The following is a 23,793-nucleotide window of genomic DNA, read 5'->3' on the forward strand; positions in this document are numbered from 1 at the left end:
TCCTTTCACCTAAGCAGGGCCAGCACCGCCGCCAGGGACGGCGCTACAAAAAGCAGACTGTCGAAACGGTCCATCATGCCGCCGTGACCTGGAAGAATGTTTCCGGAATCCTTAATATCACAGGCCCGCTTGATGTAGGACTCAAAGAGGTCCCCAACAGGCGCCATAACGGCCGCCATGAGGGAGAGGAAGAAAGCATGGGTCATGTCGTAGGAAAAACCATAGGCAATGGCCATGCCCAGCACTACGCAGCCCAGAACGCCGCCGATCAGTCCTTCCACTGTCTTATTGGGGCTGATATGGGGCGCCATTTTGTGTTTCCCAAAACTCTTCCCCGCCAGGTAGGCGAAGGAATCGCTGGCCCAGGTGCACACCAGGGCAAAGAGGATAAGGAAAATCCCCGGATCCCCGTTCACTGCCCCTGCGGGAAGCAGCTCCCGGCTGCCCCGGAGAAGGGCCAGGGTGCCAAAGCCCAGGCCGAAATAAAGACTCCCGAAGGAGGTGTACACCAGATTTGTCATTTCTTCCTTCTTAATGGAAAGAATGAGGAAAAGAAGGAGACAGAAGGAAAGGAAAATCACCGCTGTAAAGACCTTCACGGAATAGAAGCCGGCAGACAGCACCACCGCCCCTATGGCAATGGCCGCAGGAATACGGTAGATGCGGATGGAAAGCTGCTTCAGCATGCGATCGTACTCCGCCAGGGCTATGAGGGAAACAAGGAATACCGCTCCCGTAAGGAACCAGCCGCCCAGCCACACCAGGCAGAGCACGGCGATAATTCCCACAATGGCAGTCAAAACACGAACTTTCATAATACCTCCTAGTGATCCTTTTCCGTGAGACCGCCGAACCGGCGGTCCCTTCCGGTGTACCAGTCCACAGCCTTTTCAAGCTCTTCTTTTGTGAAATCGGGCCACAGCACGGGAGTAAAATAGAGCTCGCTGTAGGAAGCCTGCCAGAGAAGAAAATTGGAAATACGGGACTCCCCGCCTGTGCGGATGAGAAGATCCACATCCATGGCATCGGAGGGATAGAGATGGGCTTTCACCGTATCTTCAGAAATAGTAGAAGGATCAATCTCTCCCCTCTCTACTTTTTCGGCTATTTCACGCATAGCATGGACAATTTCCATACGGCCGCCGTAATTGATGGCCACATTGAGCACCATGCCGTCATTTTTGGCCGTGTCCCGCTCGCACTCTGCAATGCCCTTCCGAAGGCCTTCGGAAAGGACGGACGTATCGCCCACAATGTGGACCTGCACATTGTCCTCCACCAGCTCTTTCAACTGGGAAATCAGATAATTTTTAAAAAGCTTCATCAGGAAGCGTACTTCCAGAGACGGTCTTTTCCAGTTCTCCGTAGAGAAGGCGTAGAGAGTGAGCACCTTGATCCCCATATGTCCGGCAGCCCGTACAATGGTCTTCACATTGGCGGCACCTACCTGGTGCCCGTAAGTTCTCTCCCGGCCTCTCTCTCTGGCCCACCGGCCATTGCCATCCAGAATGATGGCCACATGTTCAGGAAATGCCTTTTTATCAGACATATATCATTCCTCGTTTCAGGATACAAAGATTTAATTGCTTGGACACACCTTCGGTGTGAGGGTTGACGGGCCTACGGCCCGAGGGTTGTGGCCGCCTGACGGCGGCGGGTTGTGTTCGCTTTCGCTCAGGGGGCAACGGCCTTTCAGGCCGAGGGTTGTGGATAGCCGCTTTTGGCGGCTATGCTTATGAAGTCAGCGTTATGAGGGAAGGTTCTTAAGATGGACCGGACCTATGGGCCGGAGGGTTCTTAAGTTTGACGGCCTTTCGGCCGAGGGTTGCGGATTGCCCTTCGGTGCACAGCGAACACATTTTGAAGGAGCGCTAGCGACGCGCAAAATGTAGTGAGTCGTTTCCCCTTTAGGGGGCAATGCTTATAAAATCAGCGTTACGGGATTGTCGTTATGGGTCATATAGCTTGATACGCATTCTGCTGACTGGCTCGCTGCGCTCGCCTCCCCCTATCCGGCTTCGCCAGACTTCCCCCGCAGTTCGGTCGGTCAATCGAAAGGAAGGCCCTTTTATGGGCAGGCTAAGGGCCTACTTTGACCGACTTGCACATCCTATGCAGGATGTGCACAGAGGCAGAATAAAGCTAACGCATAGCGAAGAATAAAGTCCCCCCGCCGGGGGGAAGGTGGTGGCGCCAGCCACCAAAAGGGGTGCATTTCCGACGCCCGCAGGGCGGTTGTATGGTTTTCACAGCCCACCGGGTCACTACCGCGGTTTTATACAAACTGGCGCCATCTATTTAAGGGCCTGCCACAACCCTCATAGCCACAGGCCCCTCTAGGAATACGGGAAAGCATGCCCCGATCCCGGCCGCCACCAGCTCACAGGCTAAAACAGTTACATCATAAGAGGGCGCCTTTTATGATGTAAAGGCGCCCAATTATAACCCTTTCAGGGAAAATCCTCTCAGCCCTGCCCGTGAAGAGGTCTCAAACGGACATGATTTCTTTGATTTTTCTTTCGGTCACTGCTTCTACTTCTTTAATCTTCTTGTCAGTGAGCTTCTGAATTTTGTCTTCCGTATCTTTGATGATGTCTTTGGACACGTCGCTGTTCTTTTCTTCTTTTTTGAGGAATACGTTGCCGTCGCGGCGGATGTTGCGGACTGCGACTTTGGCTTCTTCCGATTTCTTATTGACCACTTTTACCAGTTCTTTACGTCTTTCTTCTGTGAGCTGGGGAATGGCCATGCGGATGAGGTTTCCATCGTTCATGGGAACCAGGCCCAGGTCGGACTGGAGGATGGCTTTTTCAATTTCTTTCAACAGAGATTTATCCCAGGGCTGCACTACCAGCATCCTGGCTTCCGGTACGGTAACGGAGGCTACCTGGGTCACCGGGGTGCGGCTGCCATAATATTCTACGAAAATTCGGTCCAGCAGGCTGGCATTGGCCTGGCCTGTACGGATGGAGGTAAATTCGCTCTTCAGGGCGTTGATGGACTTGTCCATTTTTTCGGATAAGGTTTTCAGTTCGTCTTCGTACATAATTATTTCCTTTCAATGAGGGTGCCCAGGGTTTCGCCTTTGCACGCTTTGACAATATTTCCGGGAACGTCGATATTAAAGACAACAATAGGAATATTATTATTCATGCACAGTGTAATGGCCGTGTTATCCATGACAGCCAGCTGTTTCTGCAGTACATCGTTGTAGGTGAGGTGCGTAAACATTTTGGCTTCCGGATGGTACTTGGGATCTGCATCGTATACGCCGTCGGTCTGTTTCTTTGCCATGAGCATAACGTCTGCCTCGATTTCGGCGCTGCGCAGAGCCGCGGTGGTATCGGTGGTGAAATAGGGATTGCCGGTGCCGGCGCCGAAGATGACTACCCTTCCCTTTTCCAGATGCCGAATGGCGCGGCGGCGGATATAGGGTTCCGCAATCTGCCGCATTTCAATGGCGGTCTGCACGCGGGTGGATACGCCCAGTTTTTCCAGTGCATCCTGCAGAGCCACGGAGTTGATAACTGTAGCCAGCATGCCCATGTAGTCGGCGGATGCACGGTCCATGCCGCCCTGGCTGCCTTTCAGGCCTCTCCAGATGTTGCCGCCGCCTACGACTACAGCCACTTCTACGCCCGATTCGCAGGCTTCCTTGATTTCCCGGGCCAGCCTGTAAACCACTTCCGGATCAATGCCGAATCCCTTGTCGTTGGCCAGCGCCTCACCGGACAATTTCAGCATAACTCTTTTGTAATGTTTCGTTTCAGCTTCCATGGTACACCCCCAGAAATAACATAAAAGTTCTCTATTTATTATATAGTAATTTTCTCCCATTTACAAAATAAGAGAACACTAAAAAGTGTCCTCTTATAATTGTTAGGATTACTGATTCAGCTGTTTTGCAACTTCTGCTGCCAGGTCGTCCTGCTTCTTTTCGATGCCTTCACCAAGCTGGTAACGGGCGAAACGAAGAACTTCCGCATTCTTGGATTTCAGAAGTTTGGCAATGGTCAGATCGCCGTCTTTGATGAATTCCTGGTCTACGAGGCATACTTCCTTGTAGTACTTGTTGATTCTGCCAAGAACCATCTTTTCGATGATCTTTTCCGGTTTTCCTTCGTTTCTTGCTTCCACAGCAAGAACTTCTTTTTCGTGTTCGATTTCAGCCTGGGGAACTTCGCTGCGGTCCAGGTAGGAAGGATTAGCAGCAGCAACCTGCATGGCAATGTCCTTGCCCAGTTCGTCGTCTCCGCCTTTCAGTTCTACCAGGACACCGATCTTGCCGCCGCCATGGATATAGCTGTACACTTTGCCCTCAGCGCTTTCATAGCGGACGAAGCGGCGAACGGAAATGTTTTCGCCGATCTTGGCAACCGCTTCCGTTACGGTGTCTTTCACGGACTTGCCGTTCATGTCGGATGCCAGGAGAGCATCCACATCAGCCGGATTTACGGCGATAATCTGCTGTGCAATGGAGTGAGCCAGTGCCTTGAAATCATCATTGCTTCCTACGAAATCGGTTTCGCAGTTGACTTCAACGATGGTACCGGTTTTGCCATCTTCGGAGATAGCGGAAACTACAGCACCTTCAGCAGCTACGCGGCTTGCTTTCTTCGCAGCCTGGGACAGTCCCTTTTCACGGAGAATGTCTACAGCCTTTTCTACATCGCCATCAGCTTCAACCAGTGCTTTCTTGCAGTCCATCATGCCTGCACCGGTTTTAGTACGCAGATCCTTTACCATACTAGCTGTGATTTTCATCTTATGACCTCCATCATAAAATTCAAGGTGTTTGTCTGATTCTTGGGCCGAAGCCCCGGGGCTTTAAGGAAGCCCCTGCCTTACAGGTTAAGATTATTCCTTATCTTCAGCCGGAGCTTCAGCAGTTTCTTCTGCGTTTTCAGCAGCTTCGCCTGCTTCTTCAGCAGCAGCGGCTTCTTCCTGCTGGCCCTGACGGCCTTCGAGAACAGCGTCAGCCATCTTGCTGGTGAGCAGTCTTACAGCGCGGATAGCGTCATCGTTGGCAGGAATCGGATAATCAATGACATCGGGATCGCAGTTGGTATCAACGGTAGCAACAACGGGGATATGGAGCTTGTGAGCTTCGGAAACAGCGATTTCTTCTTTCTTGGAATCGATGATGAAAATAGCTCCCGGCAGTCTCTTCATGTCTTTGATGCCGCCCAGGTTCTTTTCCAGCTTTTCCAGTTCTCTTTTCATAAGGATAACTTCCTTCTTCGGATACTGGTCAGTGGTGCCTTCTTCAAACATCTTTTCCAGTTCTTTCAGACGGTTGATACGGGTCTGGATGGTGCGGAAATTGGTGAGCATGCCGCCGAGCCAGCGTTCGTTGACATAGAACTGATTGCAGCGGGTAGCTTCTTCCTTCACGGAATTCTGAGACTGCTTCTTGGTACCTACGAAGAGAATGGGTTCGCCTTTAGCTGCTACATCACGGATGAAAGCATATGCTTCTTCTACTTTCTTCACGGTCTTCTGCAGATCGATGATGTAGATACCGTTGCGTTCGGTGAAAATGAACCGAGCCATCTTCGGGTTCCAGCGACGGGTCTGATGACCAAAATGAACGCCTGCTTCTAACAACTGTTTCATGGATACAACTGACATAATAAAAACCTCCTGTTAATAACCTCTGCCCGCTTCTTCTCCCGTAACCACCCTGTCAGAGGGCACAGATACGAAATCCACGGACATGTGTACTTGTACTCAAGCTTTTCTATTTTATCAAAAAGAAAGGACACTTGCAAGGGGAAAATTTAACCCGCCTTTCGGCGGGTCAGAGATGTCTGTCAATGTTTGTATATTGAGAGAATCTGGAGGTACCGCCCTTTGGACGAGTTCTCCCTATGGAAGCGCTGATTAAATCATTGTTTGCTTTTATTCTTGAATTTTTATGCAATGTGAGGAATGGGCTGACGCGAATAGCGAGCTATTTAAGGAAGCCCATGACGAAACAGTGCATAAAAATTCTTATAAAAGAAAACTCTATGAATTAATCAGTGCTTCCCTATATAAGGCGGGCAAAGTAAGGTATCTTCTTCAGTCCCCAGGTAATCACAACGCCCAGAGCATAAGCCATGGAAATCCAGATGACCGCATCAATGAAAGGAATACGATACATATATTTCAAAAGAATATGGGTGTAAATTACGTGGGTCAGATTTCTTGTAATTTCTTCAAACAGCATGACGCCGAAAGACATGCTGCCAAAGAATACCAGCGCCTTCCCCGCCTTTTCCGACACATGATGAGTGCTGAACCACCAGCGGCAGGTGCAGAAGACAAAAGCGGTATTCAAAAAGAGGAAGGAATCGTAGAACCGTTCGGAAATGGCCTCGGTCATTCCCCCCGCTGCGATGCCGTGGTACCAGGTCATGGCGCCGGCGGCTGCGGTACCGAGGAGAGCAGCGATTCCCAGTTTCACCAGATTCCTTTTCGTCAGCCAGCTCTGGGGCAGCACGTTTTCAATCCAGTAGCCCATGAGGAAGTAAAAAGTAGGCTCGCTCACCGCCAGGAGAGGATTCAGGAAATAATTCATTTCCGCGCTCCCCTTGAAAATGAGGAAAGACACCATGGGCATCACACCCACAAAGAACAGGTTCAGACCGATGAGGTACAGATAAAGCTTCTCATCCAGTACTTTCACCAGCTTCCTCCAGATGGGAAGCATGAGGAGGAAAGAAATATAGATATATAGGAAATAGTAGGCCGTAGCCAGGTCCGACGTGTAGAGAAGCGTAAAGAACTTGGCTATGTGTCCGGGAATGGACAGGGGCAGGTTATGGTAGAACCACACATAGTTAATCAGGGAAAATACAAAAATCACCTGCAGGAACCGCCATATCCTCTTCTTCCAGATGGTAGAGATAGGCTCCTCTTTTCCCAGAAGAAGGGCGCCGGAAATCATAAAGAAAATGGGCACCGCCGTCTTCACCCAGAAAGGCACAGCCAGATAGAGAGGATAGAAAAATGAAGCGGGCCTCTCAATATATAAAGAAAAGCCGGCAGTCGATGTATGGGTAAACATAACCAGCCAGATGCAGAGGGCTCGAAGAAATTCAATATGAAGTTTCTTTTTCTTTCTGCCGGCAGAAACTGTTTTTTCTGTATTCAATAGGATACCTTCTTTCTGCATCGCCTTTGCGGGCGATGAGGGTTCTTTGGATGGATAGGCTTTTGGGACCCGGGGTTCAAGGGTTAGACAACCCCCTGGGCCGAGGGTTGTGGTGGCGGCTTCGCCTTTGGACACACCTTCGGTGTGAGGGTTCAAAAGGTTCAGAGGGTGGTGGTATCGCCCTCTCGGGCGATGAGTATTATAATGCCGCCTTTCGGCGGTCACGTCCACATCGAGTATCATAATCATTCTGTGAGGGCCAACTTTGCCCGACTTGGAATTCTACGCAGAATTGCCACCCAAAGAAGGAGCCTGACGTTACGTGCTTCCCCTTGTGCCGCCAGTGGTGTATGACGAAGTGCCAAAGCCGCCTTCCCCTGGAAGGCGACAGTCCTGCAGCATTGTCGAATCAGGCTATTTTTCAAGTATAACCTGCACATAAAACGAGCGCCTTAATGTCCGGCAGTGACGCCGAAGGCCCCCTCTTGGGTCCGGGAAAATAGTCTTCTGACGTTTGATACCTCTACTGCCCTACCTGCTCGATCTGTCCGGCAGACAGATGGATGAACTCTCCTGTTCCCTTCTCATATCCTACTTCTTCTGCAATGTGCATGGTTCTTTCATGGCAGGTGAAGAGGAAGATCTGCTGTTTTTTGCCCAGATCCATGAGGAAGCGGAGGGTTTCGCGCTGCCGTTTTTCATCGAAGCGGACAAAGATATCGTCCAGAACGATGGGCAGCGGTTCAATGTGCTCTCCAAAGGAGAGAGCCATGGCCAGGCGGATGGCAAGATAAACCTGGTCTCCGGTGCCGGAGGACCAGATTTTTTCTGTCTTTACGCCGTGCATGCTGTCTTCGATATAAATGTCCTTTCCGTTGTCGGAAATATGAAGGGCATATTTCCCCATGGTCATGTCTTTCAGGAATTCGTTGGCCATTTTCATGATTTCCGGCTGCCGGCCCGATTCGTAAATGGACTGGGCCCGGGTCAGAAGTTCTTCAGTATACATGAGGGTGAGCCATTCTTCCAGAGCCGACTGCAGTTCTGCTTCGATTTTTTCTTTTTTCTGCAGCGCTGCGGTCATGGAATCGTCTCCTGCCAGACGGAAAATTTCGTTGTCAATGGCACCCTGGCTTCTCTGGAGTTCGCCCAGTTCTTTTGTTTCTTCTTCTACTTTTCTGGAAAGTTCGTTATGTTTTTCCATCCACTGGTCGTACTGGCCTGTTTCCAGGGCATGCCAAAGGGTTTCGAATTCTTCTTCCCCGCCAGCATACATACGGAGGTCCTGTTTCACTCTTTCCCATTCCTTGGCAATCTGGTCATGGTGTTCGTGGGCGTTCACTTTTTCTGCAAATTCTTCCGCGTTTCTGGCGTGGACCAGGTTCAGCAGTGTATCCATTTCACGCTGGCAGGAGGCCCAGCCTTCGTCCAGTTTGGTCATTTCCTTTTCGTAGGCGGCGTGCTGGTTGTTCTTTTCCTGCAGCGCTTCCCACTCCAGGCTTCGGCGGTGGTTTTCTTCGTAAATGTCGGCTATGCTGTCGGGATTGACGGCATAGGGAAGTTTCGTGGCAGCGATGATGGACTGGGCCCTTTCAGCAAAGGCGTCAAGTTTGGCATCGATCTGTTCCAGCCGAAGGTCCATGATTTTCCCTTTCCCTTCGGCAGAGTAAATTTTCTGCCACTGTTCCTGGAGAGCAGACAGGTTTTCCGCTCCCGTCCGGGGAAGGCTGTTTTCAGAAAGCCAGTTATTCCAGGCTTTTTCGGCCTTATCCCTTTTTTCTGTAAGGATGCTGCCCTCTTCTTCCCAGTTTTTATGCTGCTGTTCCTGTTTCCGAATGGTTTCCTTTTTCCAGGAAATGGCCTGTCTTTTGGCCTGATCCTTGTAGAAGCCGGATCGTTTTTCCTGCATGAGATTGTGGAAGGCCTTGAGTTCATCCACTGTTTTCGGCGCCTGACCGGGGAATTTTTCGCTAATCTGTTTGCGGGATGCTTCCAGTTCGTCTTTCCGGGCAGCCAGTTTTTCCAGGGTATTTCCTTTTTTATGGACCACATGGCTGTGGAGAACGTAGAAAAGGATGGCCAGGATGGCGGCACCGGCAGAACCGTACATAGCAGCCACTCCGGCTCTGGCGGTGTAGAAGGCGGCAATGCCTGCGGCCGCTGCCAGAAGGAGCACAAGGCTCATCCACAGCCAGGGCGTATATTTCTTATCTTCTCTGCCGCTGATATCATCTATTTCGGACTGTATGTCCGCTTCCTCGTGGAGCACCTGTTCCAGTTCAGCAGCCATGGATTCGATGTTCTGCCAGTCCGACTCCGATTCTTCCTGTTTTGGAAGGACCAGGTCGTCCGAGAGTTTTTCCACTTCCGGTTCCCGCTGCTCCCAGAAATGGAGTTCATTGTTCCGGACGCCCAGGCTGCCGGCAAGGCGGCGTCCTTCTTCCCAGTCCACGCTGGCGCAGGGTTTGTCCAAACTTAAAGGGCGGTCCCAGAGGGGAAGGGAATAGCCTAGATTGACGAAATCCATGCGCCAGTCTGCTTTTTCCTTTTCCATGTTTTCCGCATCTGAAAGGGTCTGCCGCCACTGGCCCAGGTCCACATACAGCTTTTCCAGTTCGTTTTCCACGCCCATCCAGGGGATGATTTCCTCTTTCTTTACGGGCTTGTAGGCGTCCAGTTTTTCCTGGAGCGATTCCTTCTGGTCATGGATGACCTTCATGCGGTTCATGAGCTGGTTCCACTGTTCCTTACCGTTGGAAGGGAACATGGTGACCTGGGAAGACAGGTCCAGCTGGTGTTTCACACTCACTGCCTGCTGGTAGTATTTCCAGGCGCCCAGCCTTTTTTCCAGGCGGTCGTTTTCTTCGTTGTCCCTGTCCAGCTGCTGCTTGAGGGCAGAAGCCTGCTTTTTCATTTCCTCCTGCCTGCGCTGGAGGTCGGAAAATTCCTTTTCCTGATTGGACAGGCCGTCCAGTTCTTTTTCCGCTTCTTCCAAATCGGCGGCCAGCTGGTTGATTTTCCGCTTTCCCTGGGGGCTTCCTGAAAAGAGTTTGGCCTTTTCTTCTTCCAGTTCCGCCTTGGCCGCTGCCAGCTTGTCGCCGCCCTGAAGCATAAAGAAACGGCTTCTCACACGATCATTGGCCAGAAAATTGGCTCCCTGCAGGTCTTCCAGGCCTACGGCGAAAATTTTTTCATAAATGGACCGGTTAAGACCATGCCACCAGGCAGCAGGCAGGTCTTCCGTAAATTTCACATGGTTTGCGTTTTCAAACCACTGCTCTTTTTCATTACGGTATACCCGATAAGTCTGGCCATCGGAGCGGATGAATCCCATATTTCCTTTCCGTCCCTGCCATTTGCCCCGGCCATAGCCGAAGAGCATGTCCCGGATGAAACGGAGCATGGTGGTCTTACCGCTTTCGTTCTCCCCCATCACAATGTTAAGAGAGGTTTGGGAAGGCTGCCAGGAGGCATCGTGGTAAATGCCGTACTGCTGGAGCTGGAGATCGGTAATCTTCATTTTTCCTCCTCTTTCGTCAGCATTTCCGCTCCCAAAAGTTCTGCTTTCCGGAAGGACCGGAGCAGACTCTCGTCGGGAAGGGAATGGAGCAGTTTTTTATATTTCACAAATTCCGGCTGGCTTTCCGCCATGGTCCGGAGTTCTTCCTTTTTCTTGTCCACCGGAAGGTCATTCAAAGCATCGTAGGCTTTGAGGAAATTGCCGGTCACATCAGGCAGTTCCCTTCGCTCCTTCAGATCGATAGACGTGCGGGTCCGATCTTCCAGGCGCACGAACCAGGCGAAGAGATACCGGAACTGTTCTTTGTCGTTCAGGGACTGAAGAATGAAATCCCTGCCGTCCTCGCTGGAGAGTACGGCATGAAGAGGGCCGCTGCCGGTGCACACCAGACGGATGATATTAGGCCTACCTGTCAGTTCCTTCAAACCGCTCCGCCTTTTCGTCACCGCGGAAATCAGCTCTTCTGTCTGGGAATAGGCAGAAATATCCATAGTCATATCCATCCAGCGGATGGTGTCGGTTTCAATAAACTTCAAAGTCACCGTACCATAGGCCCCTACATCCACCAGATAGCAGCCCCTGGGTCCGATTTCCCGAAGGGACAGGCCCTGGGTATTTCCGGGATACACAATGTAGGGAGAAGTGGAAACAGTCTTTCTTGTATGCACATGACCCAGAGCCCAGTAATCCATGCCTACTGCCTTCAGGTCATCCGCCGTACAGGGCGCATAGGGTGAATCAGCGCCGCCCATGTCGGTATGCAGCATGCCGATGGCAAAGCCGTCATCCTTTTCCCGATGAAACTCTTTGGCCAGATTTTCCTTCACATGCCGGGTTTTATAGGAAATCCCATAAATAGTGGCTGCCTTCTCCCCATCCTTCATCAGGGGAATGGAAGTCACCTGATCAGCCGGAAAAATATGGACTGTTTCCGGCAGCGGAATGTCCGCGCGCCAGGCTTCGCCGGGATCATGGTTCCCGTGGACCATAAAAATTTCAATGCCTCCCTGGGCTGCCCGGTACAGTTCCCGGGCAAAGGCCATCTGGGCGGACAAGCTGTGGTGATCCCCGTTGTACACGTCGCCGGATATGAGAATGGCATCCACACGGTTCTCCAGCGCTGCATCCACCACTTTTTCAAAGGCTTTAAACGTAGCCTTTCCTATCTGTTCATTCCAGGGACCGCTGCTTCCCATGCGGATATCGCGGAACGGTTCTCCCAGATGAAGATCAGCACAATGGATAAAAGAAAAATGTTTACCCATAAGTCCTCCTTGTATATGTCTCTGGAGTTTCCAGACTCTAGTTTAAAAGGTAAGGTTCTTAAGATGGACCGGCCCTTTGGTCCCGAAAGTTCAAAGGATTCAGAGGGTGGTGGCGGCTCCGCCGCCAGTTTTGTCGGGGCGCTCTCTTCCTCCGTTTTGCCTGCCCCCTTTCGGGGTAAACGCAGCAAGACGGAAGGGGCGGCCACATGCATCAATTCATGGTGAGGCTTAGCTGCAGGCTCATATTGCGCCCGCTCTGCGGCCCCCCTTACTAGTATTAGCACAGGAACGAGCACGGGAACGATAAAACCCGGGCGCCCCAAAGCGCCCCCTTTCGCATGCGAAAATACTGACACCCGCCGCAATGAAGCAGCCCGCCCTTCACGCCTGACAGGGCATGTCATCAAGAGCGCTTTCCTCCTATTCTATCACATATATAAGCACAAAAGAACTGCGGCAGGGTAAGCCGCAGTTCTCTTTGCCTGATCTCTTACATGGCGTCGTAAATGTCCGCCACCGCATCATATTCCTCGTCCGTAGGCGGCAGGTATACTGCTTCGCCATTTTCGTCCCTGTCGATTCTGGCCAGGATGATGTCCGGCTCTTCTTCGGAGTCTTCCTTTTCAGGAATGGACACAAGCACGGCGAATTCTTTCCCGGCAAAGGGAATCACCGTGTCCTGCACGTAGTCCCTTTCATCGCCGTCGGGACCGGTGATGGTAATAATGATGGGGTCTTCTTTTTTGTCGGTCATAGGTTTATCCTCTGTTTTTCAATGAAAGATGCTGCAGATATCCTTCCAGAATGGCCACAGCTGCCATTTTATCTATGACTTTCTTTCGTTTCTTCCGGCTCACGTCGGCAGCGATGAGCTGTTTCTGGGCCATCACGGTGGTAAGCCTTTCGTCCCAGAAGTGATAGGGAATGTCCGGAAAGGCCTTAGCCAGTTCTTCGGCGAAAGCTTCGGTCCTTTCCACCCGGATTCCCCGGGTGCCATCCATATTCAGGGGCAGACCGATGACGAATTCTTCCACCTGGTACTGGTCAGTAAGCTGCCGGAGCCTTTTGAAATCCGCTTCCCTGGTGGTATGGCGGATAGTTTCCAGGCCCTGGGCTGTCCAGCCGAAGAGGTCACTCACTGCCACACCGATGGTAACGGAGCCTACGTCAAGACTCATGATCCTCATATCAGAGGCCCTTGTGCTTTACGTAGAAACGGACCAGCTCTTCCACCAGTTCATCTCTTTCGATGCCGGAAATAAGCCTTCTGGCGTCATGGCGGCTGGTAATATATGTCGGCTCCCCTGAAACAAGATATCCTACAAGCTGCACCGTAGGATTATGCCCTGCTTCTTTCAAAGCCGCATAAACTTCCTGCAGAACCATGGCTGCCTGCCGATTTTCTCCTTCATCAGCATTGGTATTAAATAAAATCGTTTCATCAGAGACTGACATATATATCCCTCCTTAACCAAGCATGTCAGCAATAGCCGCAACGCCTGCGCCGACTGCCTCTTCCAGCTTCGATGTATCACGGCCGCCGGCCTGCGCTACTGCCGGTTTGCCACCACCGCCGCCGCCGCATACTTTGGCTGCTTTGGAAACTACTTTACCCATATGGACGCCGGCTTTCACCGCTTCCGGAGAAGCCATGCCCACCAGATTCACCTTGTCGCCGGATACGGTGCCAAGAATGAAGGCGCCGCCGGTCAGTTTGGCTTTTACCACATCTGCGGCTTTTCTGAGGTCGTCCATATTATCTGCATGCACCACAGCGCCGAAGAAGGGAACACCCTTCTTTTCCTGGATGTTCTGCATGATGGAACCAAGTTCATCCTTTGTCTGCTGCTTCTTCATGGCTTCCAGCTGTTTTTCCAAGTCCTTCACTTCGGAAAGGAGTTTTTCAATCTTTTCCGGAATGTTTTCCACCTTTCCCTTCAGAAGGGCTGCAGAGTTTTCAAGAAGCGCCCGATCAGCCTTCATCATTTCATAGGCTTTTTTGCCTGTGACTGCTTCGATGCGACGCAGACCGGAACCGATGCCGCCTTCGCTTATAATGCGGAAAGAACCCAGTTCGCCGGAATTTCCTACATGGCTGCCGCCGCAGAGTTCCTTACTGAAATCTCCTACGGAAACAACGCGGACTACGGAGCCATATTTTTCACCAAACAGTGCCATGGCTCCCGATTTCTTTGCTTCTTCCAGGGGCATTTCTGTAATGTTCACCGGAAGGGCATGAAGGATTTCACGGTTTACCGCTTCTTCTACAGCGGAAAGCTGTTTGGAAGAAAGAGGTTCAGGCCAGGTGAAATCGAAACGGAGCTTGTCAGGGAGCACCAGGGATCCAGCCTGGTTGACCTGTCCGCCCAGTACTTCACGGAGCGCTGCCTGCAGCATATGGGTGCCAGTGTGGTTTCTGGCCAGATCTTCTCTTCTGTCCCGATCCACCACTGCTTTCACCGTATCTCCCTCGGAAATGGTGCCTTCACGGACAGTGCCGATAACGTACACAATGCCATCGGGAAGTTTCTTTGTATCTTCTACATCCATCACGCCTTCAGCGCCGGTAATGGTGCCGGTGTCGCCGACCTGGCCGCCGCCTTCCGCATGGAAAGGATTGTTCTGAAGGATTACAGTCACTTCGGTGCCGTCTGCAGCTTCTTTGATTTCTTTGCCTTCTTTACCGAGAAGGAGAAGCTTTGTTTCTCCATCCCTGTCTTCGGTAGTCAGGCTTGCTGCATCCAGTTTGGTGGTGTCCGGAGTAGCCACCTTGGCGGAAACCTTGGCTCTGGCAGCTCTGGCTCTTTCCTTCTGTTCTGCCATGGATGCTTCAAAGCCTTCCTTATCAATGGTGAGGCCCTGTTCCTTGGCGATTTCATCGGTCAGTTCCCAGGGGAAGCCATAGGTATCATACAGCTTGAACACCTTATCCCCGGAAAGGACAGTGCCCTGCTTCTTCTTTGTGTCTTCCAGCATTTCGGAAAGGAGATCCGTGCCTGCATTGAGGGTGGAATGGAAACGGTCTTCCTCTACGCCGGCCACTTTCTTAATAAAGGCCTGTTTGTCCACCAGTTCCGGATACGCCGGTTTCATCATGTTGATGACCACATCGATCATCTGGCCGATGAAAGCGTCCTGAATGCCCAGAAGCTTTCCGAAACGAACAGCCCGGCGCAGGATTCTGCGGAGCACATAGCCCCTGCCTTCATTGGAAGGAAGGATGCCGTCAGCAATCATATTGGTAATGGCTCTGGCATGGTCGGAAATTACCTTCAGAGCCACATCTCCCTGGGCGCTCTGGCCATAGGGCACGCCGGACAAAGCAGAGGCTTCTTCGATAATTGGGAAGAAAAGATCTGTTTCAAAATTATTCTTTTTCTTCTGAAGCACGGCAGCCAGACGTTCAAGGCCGGCGCCGGTATCAATATTCTTCTTAGCCAGAGGCAGGTAGGAGCCGTCTTTCTGGCGGTCATACTGGGAGAAAACCAGGTTCCAGATTTCCAGGAAGCGGTCGCCGTCGCCGCCCATCTGGTTTTCCGGGTCCGTGCCGAATTCTTCGCCCTGGTCATAGAAAATTTCAGAGTCCGGGCCGCAGGGACCTTCCCCGATTTCCCAGAAGTTATCGGACAGCGGATAAATATGGTTTTCCGGCAGGCCGATCATCTTGTGCCAGTAATCATGGGCCTCATGGTCATCGGGATAAATGGTGACATACAGGCGGGACTGGTCCAATTTCAAAACTTCCGTCAGGAATTCCCAGGCCCAGCTGATGGCTTCTTTCTTGAAATAGTCGCCAAAGGAGAAGTTCCCCAGCATTTCAAAGAAAGTATGGTGGCGGGCTGTATGGCCTACGTTTTCAATATCGCCGGTGCGGATGCACTTCTGGCTGGTGGTGACACGATGACGCGGCGGTTCCACCTTGCCTGTAAAGTAAGGCTTCAGCGGCGCCATGCCTGCACCGATTAAAAGAAGACTGGGGTCATCTTTCGGGATCAGAGAGAAGCTCTTCAATCTCAGATGGCCTTTTTGATTTTCAAAAAATGAAAGATATGATTCACGAATATCATTGCCCTTCATGATAAACCCCCTTAATGTAGTTGTGTTCTTCATTATATATGACTGGCACAGTCCATGCAAATAGATATTTGTTTATGATTTAGATTTATGTGAGGCTTTTATCGGTATTTCCGAAGGTTGACGCGCCCTTCTGCAGCCTCTGAATCTTTCAGGTTCAGGGGCGCTCCGTCCCCTCACTGCCCGATTTCCTTTTCCAACCGGATTACAGCCAGCTGCTTTCCCAGGTTTTTATATTTCACCTCATCATAGTTTGCATAATAAATATGCTCTTCCAGATCCCCTTCCACTTCCAGGTTTCCCACAGGATCAATGAATCGGGAATGGCCGCCCAGCTGCACGCCGTGATAGGTGCCTACCATGTTGACGGCGCAGATGCACATACCATTCTCGATGGCCCTGGCCCTGGTAAGCACGTCCCACTGGGATAGATGAACCTTGGGCCAGGAGGCGGGAGCCAGCACCAGGGTAGTGCCGGCCTTGGCCATTTTTCTCCACATTTTGGGAAAATAAAATTCATAACATACGGCCATGCCCGTCCGGACGCCGCCAATGGCCGTATCCATCAGATGAGTGCCCGGCGCCATGAGCTGGGCTTCCAGGTAGCCATAAAAAAGATGCCTTTTGCTGTAATGAGCCTGGATCCTTCCATCAGGGCCAAAAAGGAGTCCCGTATTTTTCACAATCCCCTCTTTTTCAATGGGCAGGGTGCCCGCTTCCAGCGTCACATGGTGATAGGCGGCAAAAGAGGAAAGGCGGTCCAGCAGACCATCATTGACCCTGGTTACCCGATTCTTAAAATCATGGAAATTGTACCCGATGGTCCAGAGCTCCGGCATCACCAGTACATCCGCTGACGATGCCGCCTCCTCCAAAAGGTCAAAGCCGTGGCGGATATTTCTCTCCTTATCTCCCTCTGCCACATCCATCTGCAGCATTGCAATTCTCATTCCATCACCTCAGTATGTACAAAGGGCTGTAGGAAATATGAATCATATTTCTTTACAGCCCTCATTGGTTTCATTTTTCTATCAAAGCACCCTGTTGGCGCCTACATACCGGTCATGCCAGTAACCGTTCTTCATGGTGGCTACAGCCACGCCCCGGCTGCTGGTGGCACTGATGAAATAGCCATCCCCCAGGTAAAGCCCCGAATGGGAAACGCCTTCTTCGTAGGTATTGAAGAAAACCAGATCCCCCGGTTCCAGTGCATTCACTGAAATCTTTCTGCCCGACAGGTACTGCTCGTCAGCGCCTCGGGGAAGGATAATGCCCTTCCTGTTGAAGACATACTGGATAAAGCCGGAGCAGTCAAAGCCGCGGGGCGTGGTTCCCCCAAACTGGTAAGGTACCCCCACATACTTCTGTGCTTCAGCAGTGATGGCACGGACCGTATCGCTCACCGGTCCTGCCTTATGCCATTCCACCCGAGAATCGTCGATGCCTACATAAGGGATAGACGCATTTCCCCTGCCGGATGGCTTGTCTGCCTTTGCCCTGTACATGGTCTTACCCATGAGTGCTTTATAAGTCACGGGACCTACAATGCCATCAGCGGAAAGATGCTTCCTCCGCTGGAACTTCTTCACTGCATTGCAGGTAGCCACATTGAAATTCCCATCAGCCTTGACCTTAAAGCCATATACATTCAGCCTTTTCTGCAGGTTCCGTACCTCCGGCCCCTGGGAGCCGATCATATAATCTGCATGTGAAATTCCTGCTGTCCCCAAAGCAAGCACGCCTGTCAACAGCAGAACGCACAGTCTTCTCTTCATGCCTGCACTTCCCTCGTTTCCACCAAATTCAATCCTTGAAGTCCGGTAGCGCCGGTCTTCTTTTCTGTCAATTTCTTCCCAATTTCATAACTGTCCAATGCAGCATACTAATTTCCTTTATATTTTATCACATTATGGAAGGGATTTCCTCTATGAAATGAAAGAGGGTAGGCAGAAAGGGCCATGACGGGCAGAACCCGAGCATACTTCATATCCCCTCAAAAAGCGTGTCACCGTATATACTCCAAGGCTTCCGACAGATGCCTGATGAAGACCATGGAGTCCAGCATACCGGTGAGGCCATGACTTTTGCAGAAATCTGTCACTTCTTCCCTGTTTCCTTCTGGCAGGAGGAACCGATCGAATTTCATTTTTACCGCTTCCTTCAGCCGGGGCCCGATTTTAGAAACCGGCATCACTTCACCGGTGAGGCCGATTTCCCCTAAAGCCATGAGTCCTCCCGGCAGGGGAATGTCCTTTTTCACCGATACCAGGGCCAGGGCAATGCCCAGGTCTGCCGCTGTCTCCCTGACCCGAAAGCCGCCTGCCACGTTAAGATACACGTCATCAGTGGAAAAGGGAATACGGACCCTTTTTTCCAGTACCGCCAAAAGAATGATCATGCGGTTATAGTCGTATCCGGCAGCAATTCTTCTGGGAATGGCAAGCACCGAGTGCACCGTGAGCGCCTGCATTTCCACCAGCACCGGCCGAAGGCCTTCCATGCATGCCACCACCATGGAGCCCGGCGCTGATTCGCTGCGGTTTCTAAGCATGTATTTTGATGGGTCCTCAATGCCTTTGAGTCCGTTTCCTTCCATCACAAAGAGGCCTGACTCCGCTGTAGATCCGAACCGGTTCTTCACCGTGCGGAGCACCCGGAACTGATAGCTCCTGTCCCCTTCCAGATAAAACACCACGTCCACCATGTGCTCCAGAATGCGGGGGCCCGCCAGATTTCCTTCCTTCGTCACATGGCCCACAATCATGACGGAAATATTGGTTCTTTTCGCAAAACGGACCAGCGCCGAGGTGCAGTCCCGAATCTGGGCAGGACTTCCCATGGGGGAATCCACGCCTGAAATATACATGGTCTGAATGGAATCGATAACCAGCATGGAAGGCTTCAGGTTCTCCGCTTCCTGCAAAATACCGTCAATGCTGCTGCCGGCATAGATATAGCAGTTTTCGTCATTCACATGAAGCCTTTCCGCCCGAAGCTTCACCTGGATTTCCGACTCCTCGCCGCTGCAGTAAAGCACGCTCTCCCCCTGGGAAGCCATGGCATGGCAGATCTGGAGAATGAGGGTGGATTTACCGATGCCCGGCTCGCCGCCCCAAAGAATGACGGATCCTTTCACAATGCCGCCACCCAGAGGACGGTCCACTTCATTCATATGTAGAAGAATGCGTTTGTCTCCGTTGAAATGAATGGCTGAAAGCTTCTGTGGTTTGGCATTGCTCTGCAGATTGGCAGAAAGAGAAGGCCCCAAGCTCTTAGGCGCCATCGTTTCTACCCGCTCCTCCAGCGTATTCCACTCCCCGCACTGGGGACAGCGCCCCATCCACTTCAAAGTTTCCGCTCCGCAGTTGGAGCATATGTATTTCGTATGTACCTTGCTGCTCATAAAGTTCTCCTTCGTGATGGGAAGAAACAGATTCTTCCATGGAATGTGGGCCCCAGGAAACCCTCGCAGCCCCCGGTTTCAGAATCCATAGGGTCCAAAGAGCTCAAAGGGGCGGTATTTCCTCTTGGACGCCGTTTGAAACCGCCCAAATCAGCATATATTGGCGAGACGCCCAATCTCTGTGGCTCCTATTCAAAAACAAAACAAAAAATGGAGCCGTGCGTGATGCACAGCTCCATTATACTACATTCCCCTCATGGGATTATTCCGCTTTAAAGGTGAGTTTGCCTTTTTCATCTTTACCTACATGGAGGACCTTCTTATCTTTCAGTCCGTCCTGCAGGATAAGTTCGGAAATAGGATCTTCCATTTCTTTCTGGATGGTCCTCTTCAGCGGACGAGCACCGTATTCCACATCGGTACCGTCGGCAATGATGACCTTCTTGGCTTCGTCGGAAACGTCCAGGGATACATGGAAGCGTTCCAGTTTGCCTGCTACTTTCTTCAGCATGAGATCTACGATTTCAGAGAGGTTTTCCGGAGTGAGCGGATGGAATACGATGATTTCATCGATTCTGTTAATGAATTCCGGACGGAAAGTCCGTTTCACTTCGTCCATAATCATCTTTCTGATATCTTCGAAGGATTCTTCTTTTTCTTCCTTTTCGCCGGAGGAGAAGCCCAGTTTCTTGCCCATATGGCCTTTCAGGAAATTGGACCCCAGGTTACTGGTCATGATGATGACACAGTTGGTGAAATCCACGGTCCTGCCCTGACCATCAGTCAGACGGCCATCGTCAAGAACCTGCAGGAGGATATTGAAGAAGTCCATGTGGGCTTTTTCAACTTCATCGAAGAGGATGACGCTGTAAGGATTACGGCGTACCGCATCGGTGAGCTGACCCCCTTCTTCATAGCCTACATATCCTGGAGGTGCACCCACAAGACGGGAGACTTCGTGTTTCTCCATGTATTCAGACATATCGAAGCGAATCATGTTCTTTTCACTACCGAACATACACTCTGCCAGTGCCCGTGCCAGTTCAGTCTTGCCTACACCGGTGGTGCCCAGGAAGAGGAAGGAGCCGATAGGACGCTTCGGGTCCTTCATGCCGGCCCTTGCCCGACGAATGGCAGTGGCTACGGCATGGACAGCTTCGTCCTGGCCGATGACTCTCTTATGGAGTTCGTCTTCCAGATGGAGCAGCCGTTCGGAGTCGCTCTTCTTCAGGTTCTGCACCGGAACGCCGGTCCATTTGGATACCACTTCTGCCACATCTTCTTCTGTGACAGTCAGATGATCGTGGTCTCCGCCTTTCCAGTCTTTCTTCAGGGTATCGATTTCAGTCTGCAGTTTCTTTGCCTGATCCCGGTAAATGGCTGCTTTTTCAAAGTCCTGGGCAGAAACGGCAGCTTCCTTTTCTTTGTTTACCGATTCCAGGGCTTCTTCTTTCTTTTTCAGTCCTTCCGGCGTAGAGGATGCTTCCATGCGGACTTTGGCAGCGGCTTCATCGATAACGTCGATTGCTTTATCAGGCTGAAAACGATCGGTAATATAACGGCCCGAAAGTTCTACTGCCGCTTTCAGTGCTTCATCAGTAATTTTGGCTTTATGGAAGGCTTCATAGCGGTCGCGGAGGCCTTTCAGGATTTCCAGAGTGTCCTTCGGAGTCGGTTCGCCCACTTTGACAGGTTGGAAACGACGCTCCAAAGCGGCATCTTTTTCAATGTATTTCTTGTATTCTTTCAAAGTGGTGGCACCGATGCAGCGCAGCTCGCCTCTTGCCAGTGCCGGTTTCATAATGTTGGCAGCATCCATGGAGCCTTCGCTGGAACCTGCGCCTACCAGTGTGTGCAGTTCATCTACAAAGAGAATCCAGTCTTTGTGTTTCTTCACTTCATCAATGACTTTTTTCAGTCTTTCCTCAAATTCGCCTCTGTACTTGGTACCTGCCACCACGGAGGACATGTTAAGGGAAATGATATGACAGTTCTTAAGGATTTCCGGTACATCGTTATTGACAATGCGCTGAGCCAGACCTTCAGCAATGGCCGTTTTACCAACGCCCGGTTCACCGATGAGAACAGGGTTATTCTTGTTACGGCGGGACAGAATCTGGATTACCCGATTGATTTCATCGTTTCTGCCGATAACCGGATCGATTTTGCCTTGTTTTGCTTTTTCGTTGAGGTCCACTGCAAAGCCGTCCAGATCGCCCAGGCTCACAGATTTATCAGATTTGCCGCTGTCTTCGGACAGCACTTTTTCAAAGGCTTTCTGCAGTTTATCCTGGGTAACGCCGAAACTTTCCAAAATGCGGACAGCCAGGCCGCCGCCTTCATGAAGAATAGCCAGGAGCAGGTGTTCCGTACCTACGTAGGAATTTCCCAGTTCGTTGGCTTCTTCTACTGCCATTTCCAGCACTCTCTTGGTCCGGGGTGCTGCATAGACTTCACCGGTGCTGAAAAGAGACCGGCCCTGGCTGTACTGGGAGAGCAGCTGCTCCACTGCATCCACAGTGACGCCCAAGGAATTCAGAATCCTGCCACCGGCGCTGTCTTTTTCATGGGCAATGCCCAGAAGAAGATGTTCCGTGCCGATATAGTCGCTGCCCAGTTTGGCAGCTTCGGAAGCGGCAAATTTCCAAGCGTTTTTCACGCCGTCAGTAAATCTATCTTCCATAATAACTCCTCCTTTGCTTCAGAGTTTTCTACTTTTACTACTATCTGATATATGAATATATACGATAAAGCTGATTCACAGCAGAGTATTTACCATTTCAAATGGTTTTTTCTTACAGGTTTTTGAGCACATCCCGCAGGAGAGCGGATCTCCACTTTTCCATAGCAGTCCGGTCATCCGGCGCGGTGTGGCTGATGAGCGCCACCTGACTGTCGGGAATCAGGGAATATAGACGGTAAAATGTGAGGCCGTCTTCATCGGGAATCATGTCCGCATTAATACCCATGCGGATGAGACCTGAGAGATAAAGGGCTTCTTCCCTGGTCATGCGTCTTGCATATTTCAGGGTGCCCAGGGCTCGCCAGATGCGGTCCCGAAGTTCTTCCTCCGAGCTTTGGAAGGTGTCCTTCCAGAGTTTTTTCTCTTCTTCCGTAATTTCCTGAAGGATTTTATCCAGCTCCGACACGTAGTCCACTTCCCGGATGCCCAGAGACCTGGTGTTTTCCAGAAGGTAGAAGGGCAGGCGCCCGTCGGCTTTTCCCGCCGCCGGTGACAGGTGGAAACCACGGAGTTCCAGAAATTCGGAAAGGCTTCCGATTTTATCGTGCAGGGCAAATCCCGGCAGGAACAGAAGGGAGACCATCTTCATCCCGGAGCCTGTGAACTGGGGCGACGCAGTGAGATATCCGAATTCCTTATCAAAGGCGTAGTCCAGAATATCCGATGCTTCGTCGGCTAGGCGCGCCGTCCTTTTCCAGAGACTGAACACTGTATTGCCTCCGGAAAACCCCAGAAAGGCCAAGTGGTCATGGACATTGGTCCTGATGGCCAGACTTCCGTCTTCATTGAGATAGAGCCGGCTGTTTCCATCCAGGAGCCTACCCTCTTCCGGCAGGAACCCTTTTTCTGAAAGTACATTCCTTTCCTCTTCATTCAGGGATTCCATGCCATAGGGGATAAAGGGCCCGAAGCCGTGATCATTAATATATCTCACCGCTTCATCCAGCTTTCCCGCCGCTTTTGCCTTTTCGGAACCTTGAAGCATGGAGGGGAAACGGGTACTCTTTATATTTCTGAAAAGGGCAAGCCTAGTAAAGATGACCGGATCATCCTTAGAAATCTGGGCCCACCGTGGAAGCTCATTTCCCAATATTTCCTGAAGGGTCATTTGGATGTACCTCCTTTCCCTTTCCCTTCCTCTTCCAGTTTATGGATTTCATCCCGCACTTTGGCAGCCTCTTCATAATTCTCATCAGCCACCAGTTTGGAAAGCTTGTTTCTCAGGCCTGTGAGCTCCGGCGATTCTTCCTTCACTTCCGCTTTCTTCGGTTCATCGCCTTCGTAGCGGTGAGCTCCCTGCATATGCTGAAATGCGGGGCGGAGTTTTTCGCGGAATGCTTCATAGCATCCCGGGCAGCCCAGCAGGCCGTCTTTTTTGAAATCATGATAGGTCTTTCCGCATTCCGGGCAGGACAGGTTTTCGATAGCCGTTCTGGCAGGGCGGAAAAGGGAATCCATAAAACCGTCGTTGAAAAAGGTATCAAAACTGTTTCTGAATAAATCATGACCAAAGAAACCCATGGAGTTATTCACCAGGTTTTCCCTGGCTGCGCATTCCCTGCACAGGTGTCTTTCTGTTCTATGTCCATTGACGATCTGTGTCACATGGACAACTGCTTCTCTTCCATGACAGCGATCACAAAGCATAGT

19 protein-coding genes are annotated in these 23,793 nt (G+C 51.2%); all 19 read right to left on the reverse strand.

What is annotated here, in order from left to right:
• Positions 1–5: 5 nt before the first annotated feature.
• Positions 6–815, reverse strand: coding sequence for a phosphatidate cytidylyltransferase (locus HMPREF9453_RS03650; RefSeq protein WP_008859221.1), 810 nt, complete (start codon positions 813–815; stop codon positions 6–8).
• An 8-nt stretch (positions 816–823) separates the two neighbouring features.
• The gene (locus HMPREF9453_RS03655) at positions 824–1,549 is read right to left on the reverse strand and encodes an isoprenyl transferase (RefSeq protein WP_008859222.1); all 726 of its coding nucleotides are present in this window, start codon (positions 1,547–1,549) and stop codon (positions 824–826) included.
• Between the two features lie 939 nt (positions 1,550–2,488).
• A complete protein-coding gene (gene frr / locus HMPREF9453_RS03660) occupies positions 2,489–3,046 on the reverse strand; it encodes a ribosome recycling factor (protein WP_008859223.1) in 558 nt (185 codons plus the stop codon).
• A 2-nt stretch (positions 3,047–3,048) separates the two neighbouring features.
• Complete coding sequence (gene pyrH, locus HMPREF9453_RS03665; RefSeq protein WP_008859224.1) at positions 3,049–3,777, reverse strand: UMP kinase; 729 nt, start codon at positions 3,775–3,777, stop codon at positions 3,049–3,051.
• A gap of 108 nt (positions 3,778–3,885) precedes the next feature.
• Positions 3,886–4,764, reverse strand: coding sequence for a translation elongation factor Ts (tsf, locus tag HMPREF9453_RS03670; protein WP_008859225.1), 879 nt, complete (start codon positions 4,762–4,764; stop codon positions 3,886–3,888).
• A 93-nt stretch (positions 4,765–4,857) separates the two neighbouring features.
• The gene (gene rpsB / locus HMPREF9453_RS03675; RefSeq protein ID WP_008859226.1) at positions 4,858–5,631 is read right to left on the reverse strand and encodes a 30S ribosomal protein S2; all 774 of its coding nucleotides are present in this window, start codon (positions 5,629–5,631) and stop codon (positions 4,858–4,860) included.
• A gap of 400 nt (positions 5,632–6,031) precedes the next feature.
• Positions 6,032–7,138 (reverse strand): acyltransferase, encoded by a 1,107-nt coding sequence (locus HMPREF9453_RS03680; protein ID WP_040379872.1) that lies wholly within the window; start codon positions 7,136–7,138, stop codon positions 6,032–6,034.
• Between the two features lie 523 nt (positions 7,139–7,661).
• Entirely contained in the window at positions 7,662–10,658 is a 2,997-nt protein-coding gene (locus HMPREF9453_RS03685; RefSeq protein WP_008859229.1) for an AAA family ATPase, read from the reverse strand.
• On the reverse strand, positions 10,655–11,923 hold the full coding sequence (locus HMPREF9453_RS03690; protein WP_008859230.1) for a metallophosphoesterase family protein: 1,269 nt from the start codon (positions 11,921–11,923) through the stop codon (positions 10,655–10,657). Before HMPREF9453_RS03690 ends, HMPREF9453_RS03685 begins: the two co-directional genes overlap by 4 nt.
• Before the next feature lie 490 nt (positions 11,924–12,413).
• Positions 12,414–12,677 (reverse strand): DUF1292 domain-containing protein, encoded by a 264-nt coding sequence (locus HMPREF9453_RS03695; RefSeq protein WP_008859231.1) that lies wholly within the window; start codon positions 12,675–12,677, stop codon positions 12,414–12,416.
• A 4-nt stretch (positions 12,678–12,681) separates the two neighbouring features.
• Positions 12,682–13,110 carry a Holliday junction resolvase RuvX gene (gene ruvX / locus HMPREF9453_RS03700; RefSeq protein ID WP_008859232.1) on the reverse strand — a complete coding sequence of 143 codons (429 nt, stop codon included), beginning with the start codon at positions 13,108–13,110 and terminating at the stop codon, positions 12,682–12,684.
• 1 nt (position 13,111) lies between these two features.
• The gene (locus tag HMPREF9453_RS03705) at positions 13,112–13,378 is read right to left on the reverse strand and encodes an IreB family regulatory phosphoprotein (protein WP_008859233.1); all 267 of its coding nucleotides are present in this window, start codon (positions 13,376–13,378) and stop codon (positions 13,112–13,114) included.
• Between the two features lie 12 nt (positions 13,379–13,390).
• Positions 13,391–16,000: an alanine--tRNA ligase gene (gene alaS / locus HMPREF9453_RS03710; protein WP_008859234.1), complete on the reverse strand. Its 2,610-nt coding sequence runs from the start codon at positions 15,998–16,000 to the stop codon at positions 13,391–13,393.
• A 173-nt stretch (positions 16,001–16,173) separates the two neighbouring features.
• On the reverse strand, positions 16,174–16,947 hold the full coding sequence (locus HMPREF9453_RS03715; protein ID WP_008859235.1) for a nitrilase-related carbon-nitrogen hydrolase: 774 nt from the start codon (positions 16,945–16,947) through the stop codon (positions 16,174–16,176).
• An 81-nt stretch (positions 16,948–17,028) separates the two neighbouring features.
• On the reverse strand, positions 17,029–17,772 hold the full coding sequence (locus HMPREF9453_RS03720; RefSeq protein WP_008859236.1) for a C40 family peptidase: 744 nt from the start codon (positions 17,770–17,772) through the stop codon (positions 17,029–17,031).
• A gap of 230 nt (positions 17,773–18,002) precedes the next feature.
• Positions 18,003–19,400 carry a DNA repair protein RadA gene (gene radA, locus HMPREF9453_RS03725; RefSeq protein WP_008859237.1) on the reverse strand — a complete coding sequence of 466 codons (1,398 nt, stop codon included), beginning with the start codon at positions 19,398–19,400 and terminating at the stop codon, positions 18,003–18,005.
• Positions 19,401–19,662: 262 nt separating this feature from the next.
• Complete coding sequence (locus HMPREF9453_RS03730; RefSeq protein ID WP_008859238.1) at positions 19,663–22,083, reverse strand: ATP-dependent Clp protease ATP-binding subunit; 2,421 nt, start codon at positions 22,081–22,083, stop codon at positions 19,663–19,665.
• A 112-nt stretch (positions 22,084–22,195) separates the two neighbouring features.
• Positions 22,196–23,251, reverse strand: coding sequence for a hypothetical protein (locus HMPREF9453_RS03735; RefSeq protein ID WP_008859239.1), 1,056 nt, complete (start codon positions 23,249–23,251; stop codon positions 22,196–22,198).
• Entirely contained in the window at positions 23,248–23,790 is a 543-nt protein-coding gene (locus HMPREF9453_RS03740; RefSeq protein WP_008859240.1) for a UvrB/UvrC motif-containing protein, read from the reverse strand. The genes HMPREF9453_RS03735 and HMPREF9453_RS03740 overlap by 4 nt, the downstream gene beginning before the upstream one ends.
• Positions 23,791–23,793: the final 3 nt, after the last annotated feature.

Origin of the sequence: Dialister succinatiphilus YIT 11850 (assembly GCF_000242435.1) — a bacterium.
Taxonomy (GTDB): Bacteria; Bacillota; Negativicutes; order Veillonellales; family Dialisteraceae; genus Dialister; species Dialister succinatiphilus.

Coding starts and splice junctions, on each gene's coding strand:
- HMPREF9453_RS03650 (WP_008859221.1), bottom strand. CDS start 815: ATGAAAGTTCGTGTTTTGACTGCCATTGTGGGAATTATCGCCGTGCTC.
- HMPREF9453_RS03655 (WP_008859222.1), bottom strand. CDS start 1,549: ATGTCTGATAAAAAGGCATTTCCTGAACATGTGGCCATCATTCTGGAT.
- frr (WP_008859223.1), bottom strand. CDS start 3,046: ATGTACGAAGACGAACTGAAAACCTTATCCGAAAAAATGGACAAGTCC.
- pyrH (WP_008859224.1), bottom strand. CDS start 3,777: ATGGAAGCTGAAACGAAACATTACAAAAGAGTTATGCTGAAATTGTCC.
- tsf (WP_008859225.1), bottom strand. CDS start 4,764: ATGAAAATCACAGCTAGTATGGTAAAGGATCTGCGTACTAAAACCGGT.
- rpsB (WP_008859226.1), bottom strand. CDS start 5,631: ATGTCAGTTGTATCCATGAAACAGTTGTTAGAAGCAGGCGTTCATTTT.
- HMPREF9453_RS03685 (WP_008859229.1), bottom strand. CDS start 10,658: ATGAAGATTACCGATCTCCAGCTCCAGCAGTACGGCATTTACCACGAT.
- HMPREF9453_RS03690 (WP_008859230.1), bottom strand. CDS start 11,923: ATGGGTAAACATTTTTCTTTTATCCATTGTGCTGATCTTCATCTGGGA.
- HMPREF9453_RS03695 (WP_008859231.1), bottom strand. CDS start 12,677: ATGACCGACAAAAAAGAAGACCCCATCATTATTACCATCACCGGTCCC.
- ruvX (WP_008859232.1), bottom strand. CDS start 13,110: ATGAGGATCATGAGTCTTGACGTAGGCTCCGTTACCATCGGTGTGGCA.
- HMPREF9453_RS03705 (WP_008859233.1), bottom strand. CDS start 13,378: ATGTCAGTCTCTGATGAAACGATTTTATTTAATACCAATGCTGATGAA.
- alaS (WP_008859234.1), bottom strand. CDS start 16,000: ATGAAGGGCAATGATATTCGTGAATCATATCTTTCATTTTTTGAAAAT.
- HMPREF9453_RS03715 (WP_008859235.1), bottom strand. CDS start 16,947: ATGAGAATTGCAATGCTGCAGATGGATGTGGCAGAGGGAGATAAGGAG.
- HMPREF9453_RS03720 (WP_008859236.1), bottom strand. CDS start 17,772: ATGAAGAGAAGACTGTGCGTTCTGCTGTTGACAGGCGTGCTTGCTTTG.
- radA (WP_008859237.1), bottom strand. CDS start 19,400: ATGAGCAGCAAGGTACATACGAAATACATATGCTCCAACTGCGGAGCG.
- HMPREF9453_RS03730 (WP_008859238.1), bottom strand. CDS start 22,083: ATGGAAGATAGATTTACTGACGGCGTGAAAAACGCTTGGAAATTTGCC.
- HMPREF9453_RS03735 (WP_008859239.1), bottom strand. CDS start 23,251: ATGACCCTTCAGGAAATATTGGGAAATGAGCTTCCACGGTGGGCCCAG.
- HMPREF9453_RS03740 (WP_008859240.1), bottom strand. CDS start 23,790: ATGCTTTGTGATCGCTGTCATGGAAGAGAAGCAGTTGTCCATGTGACA.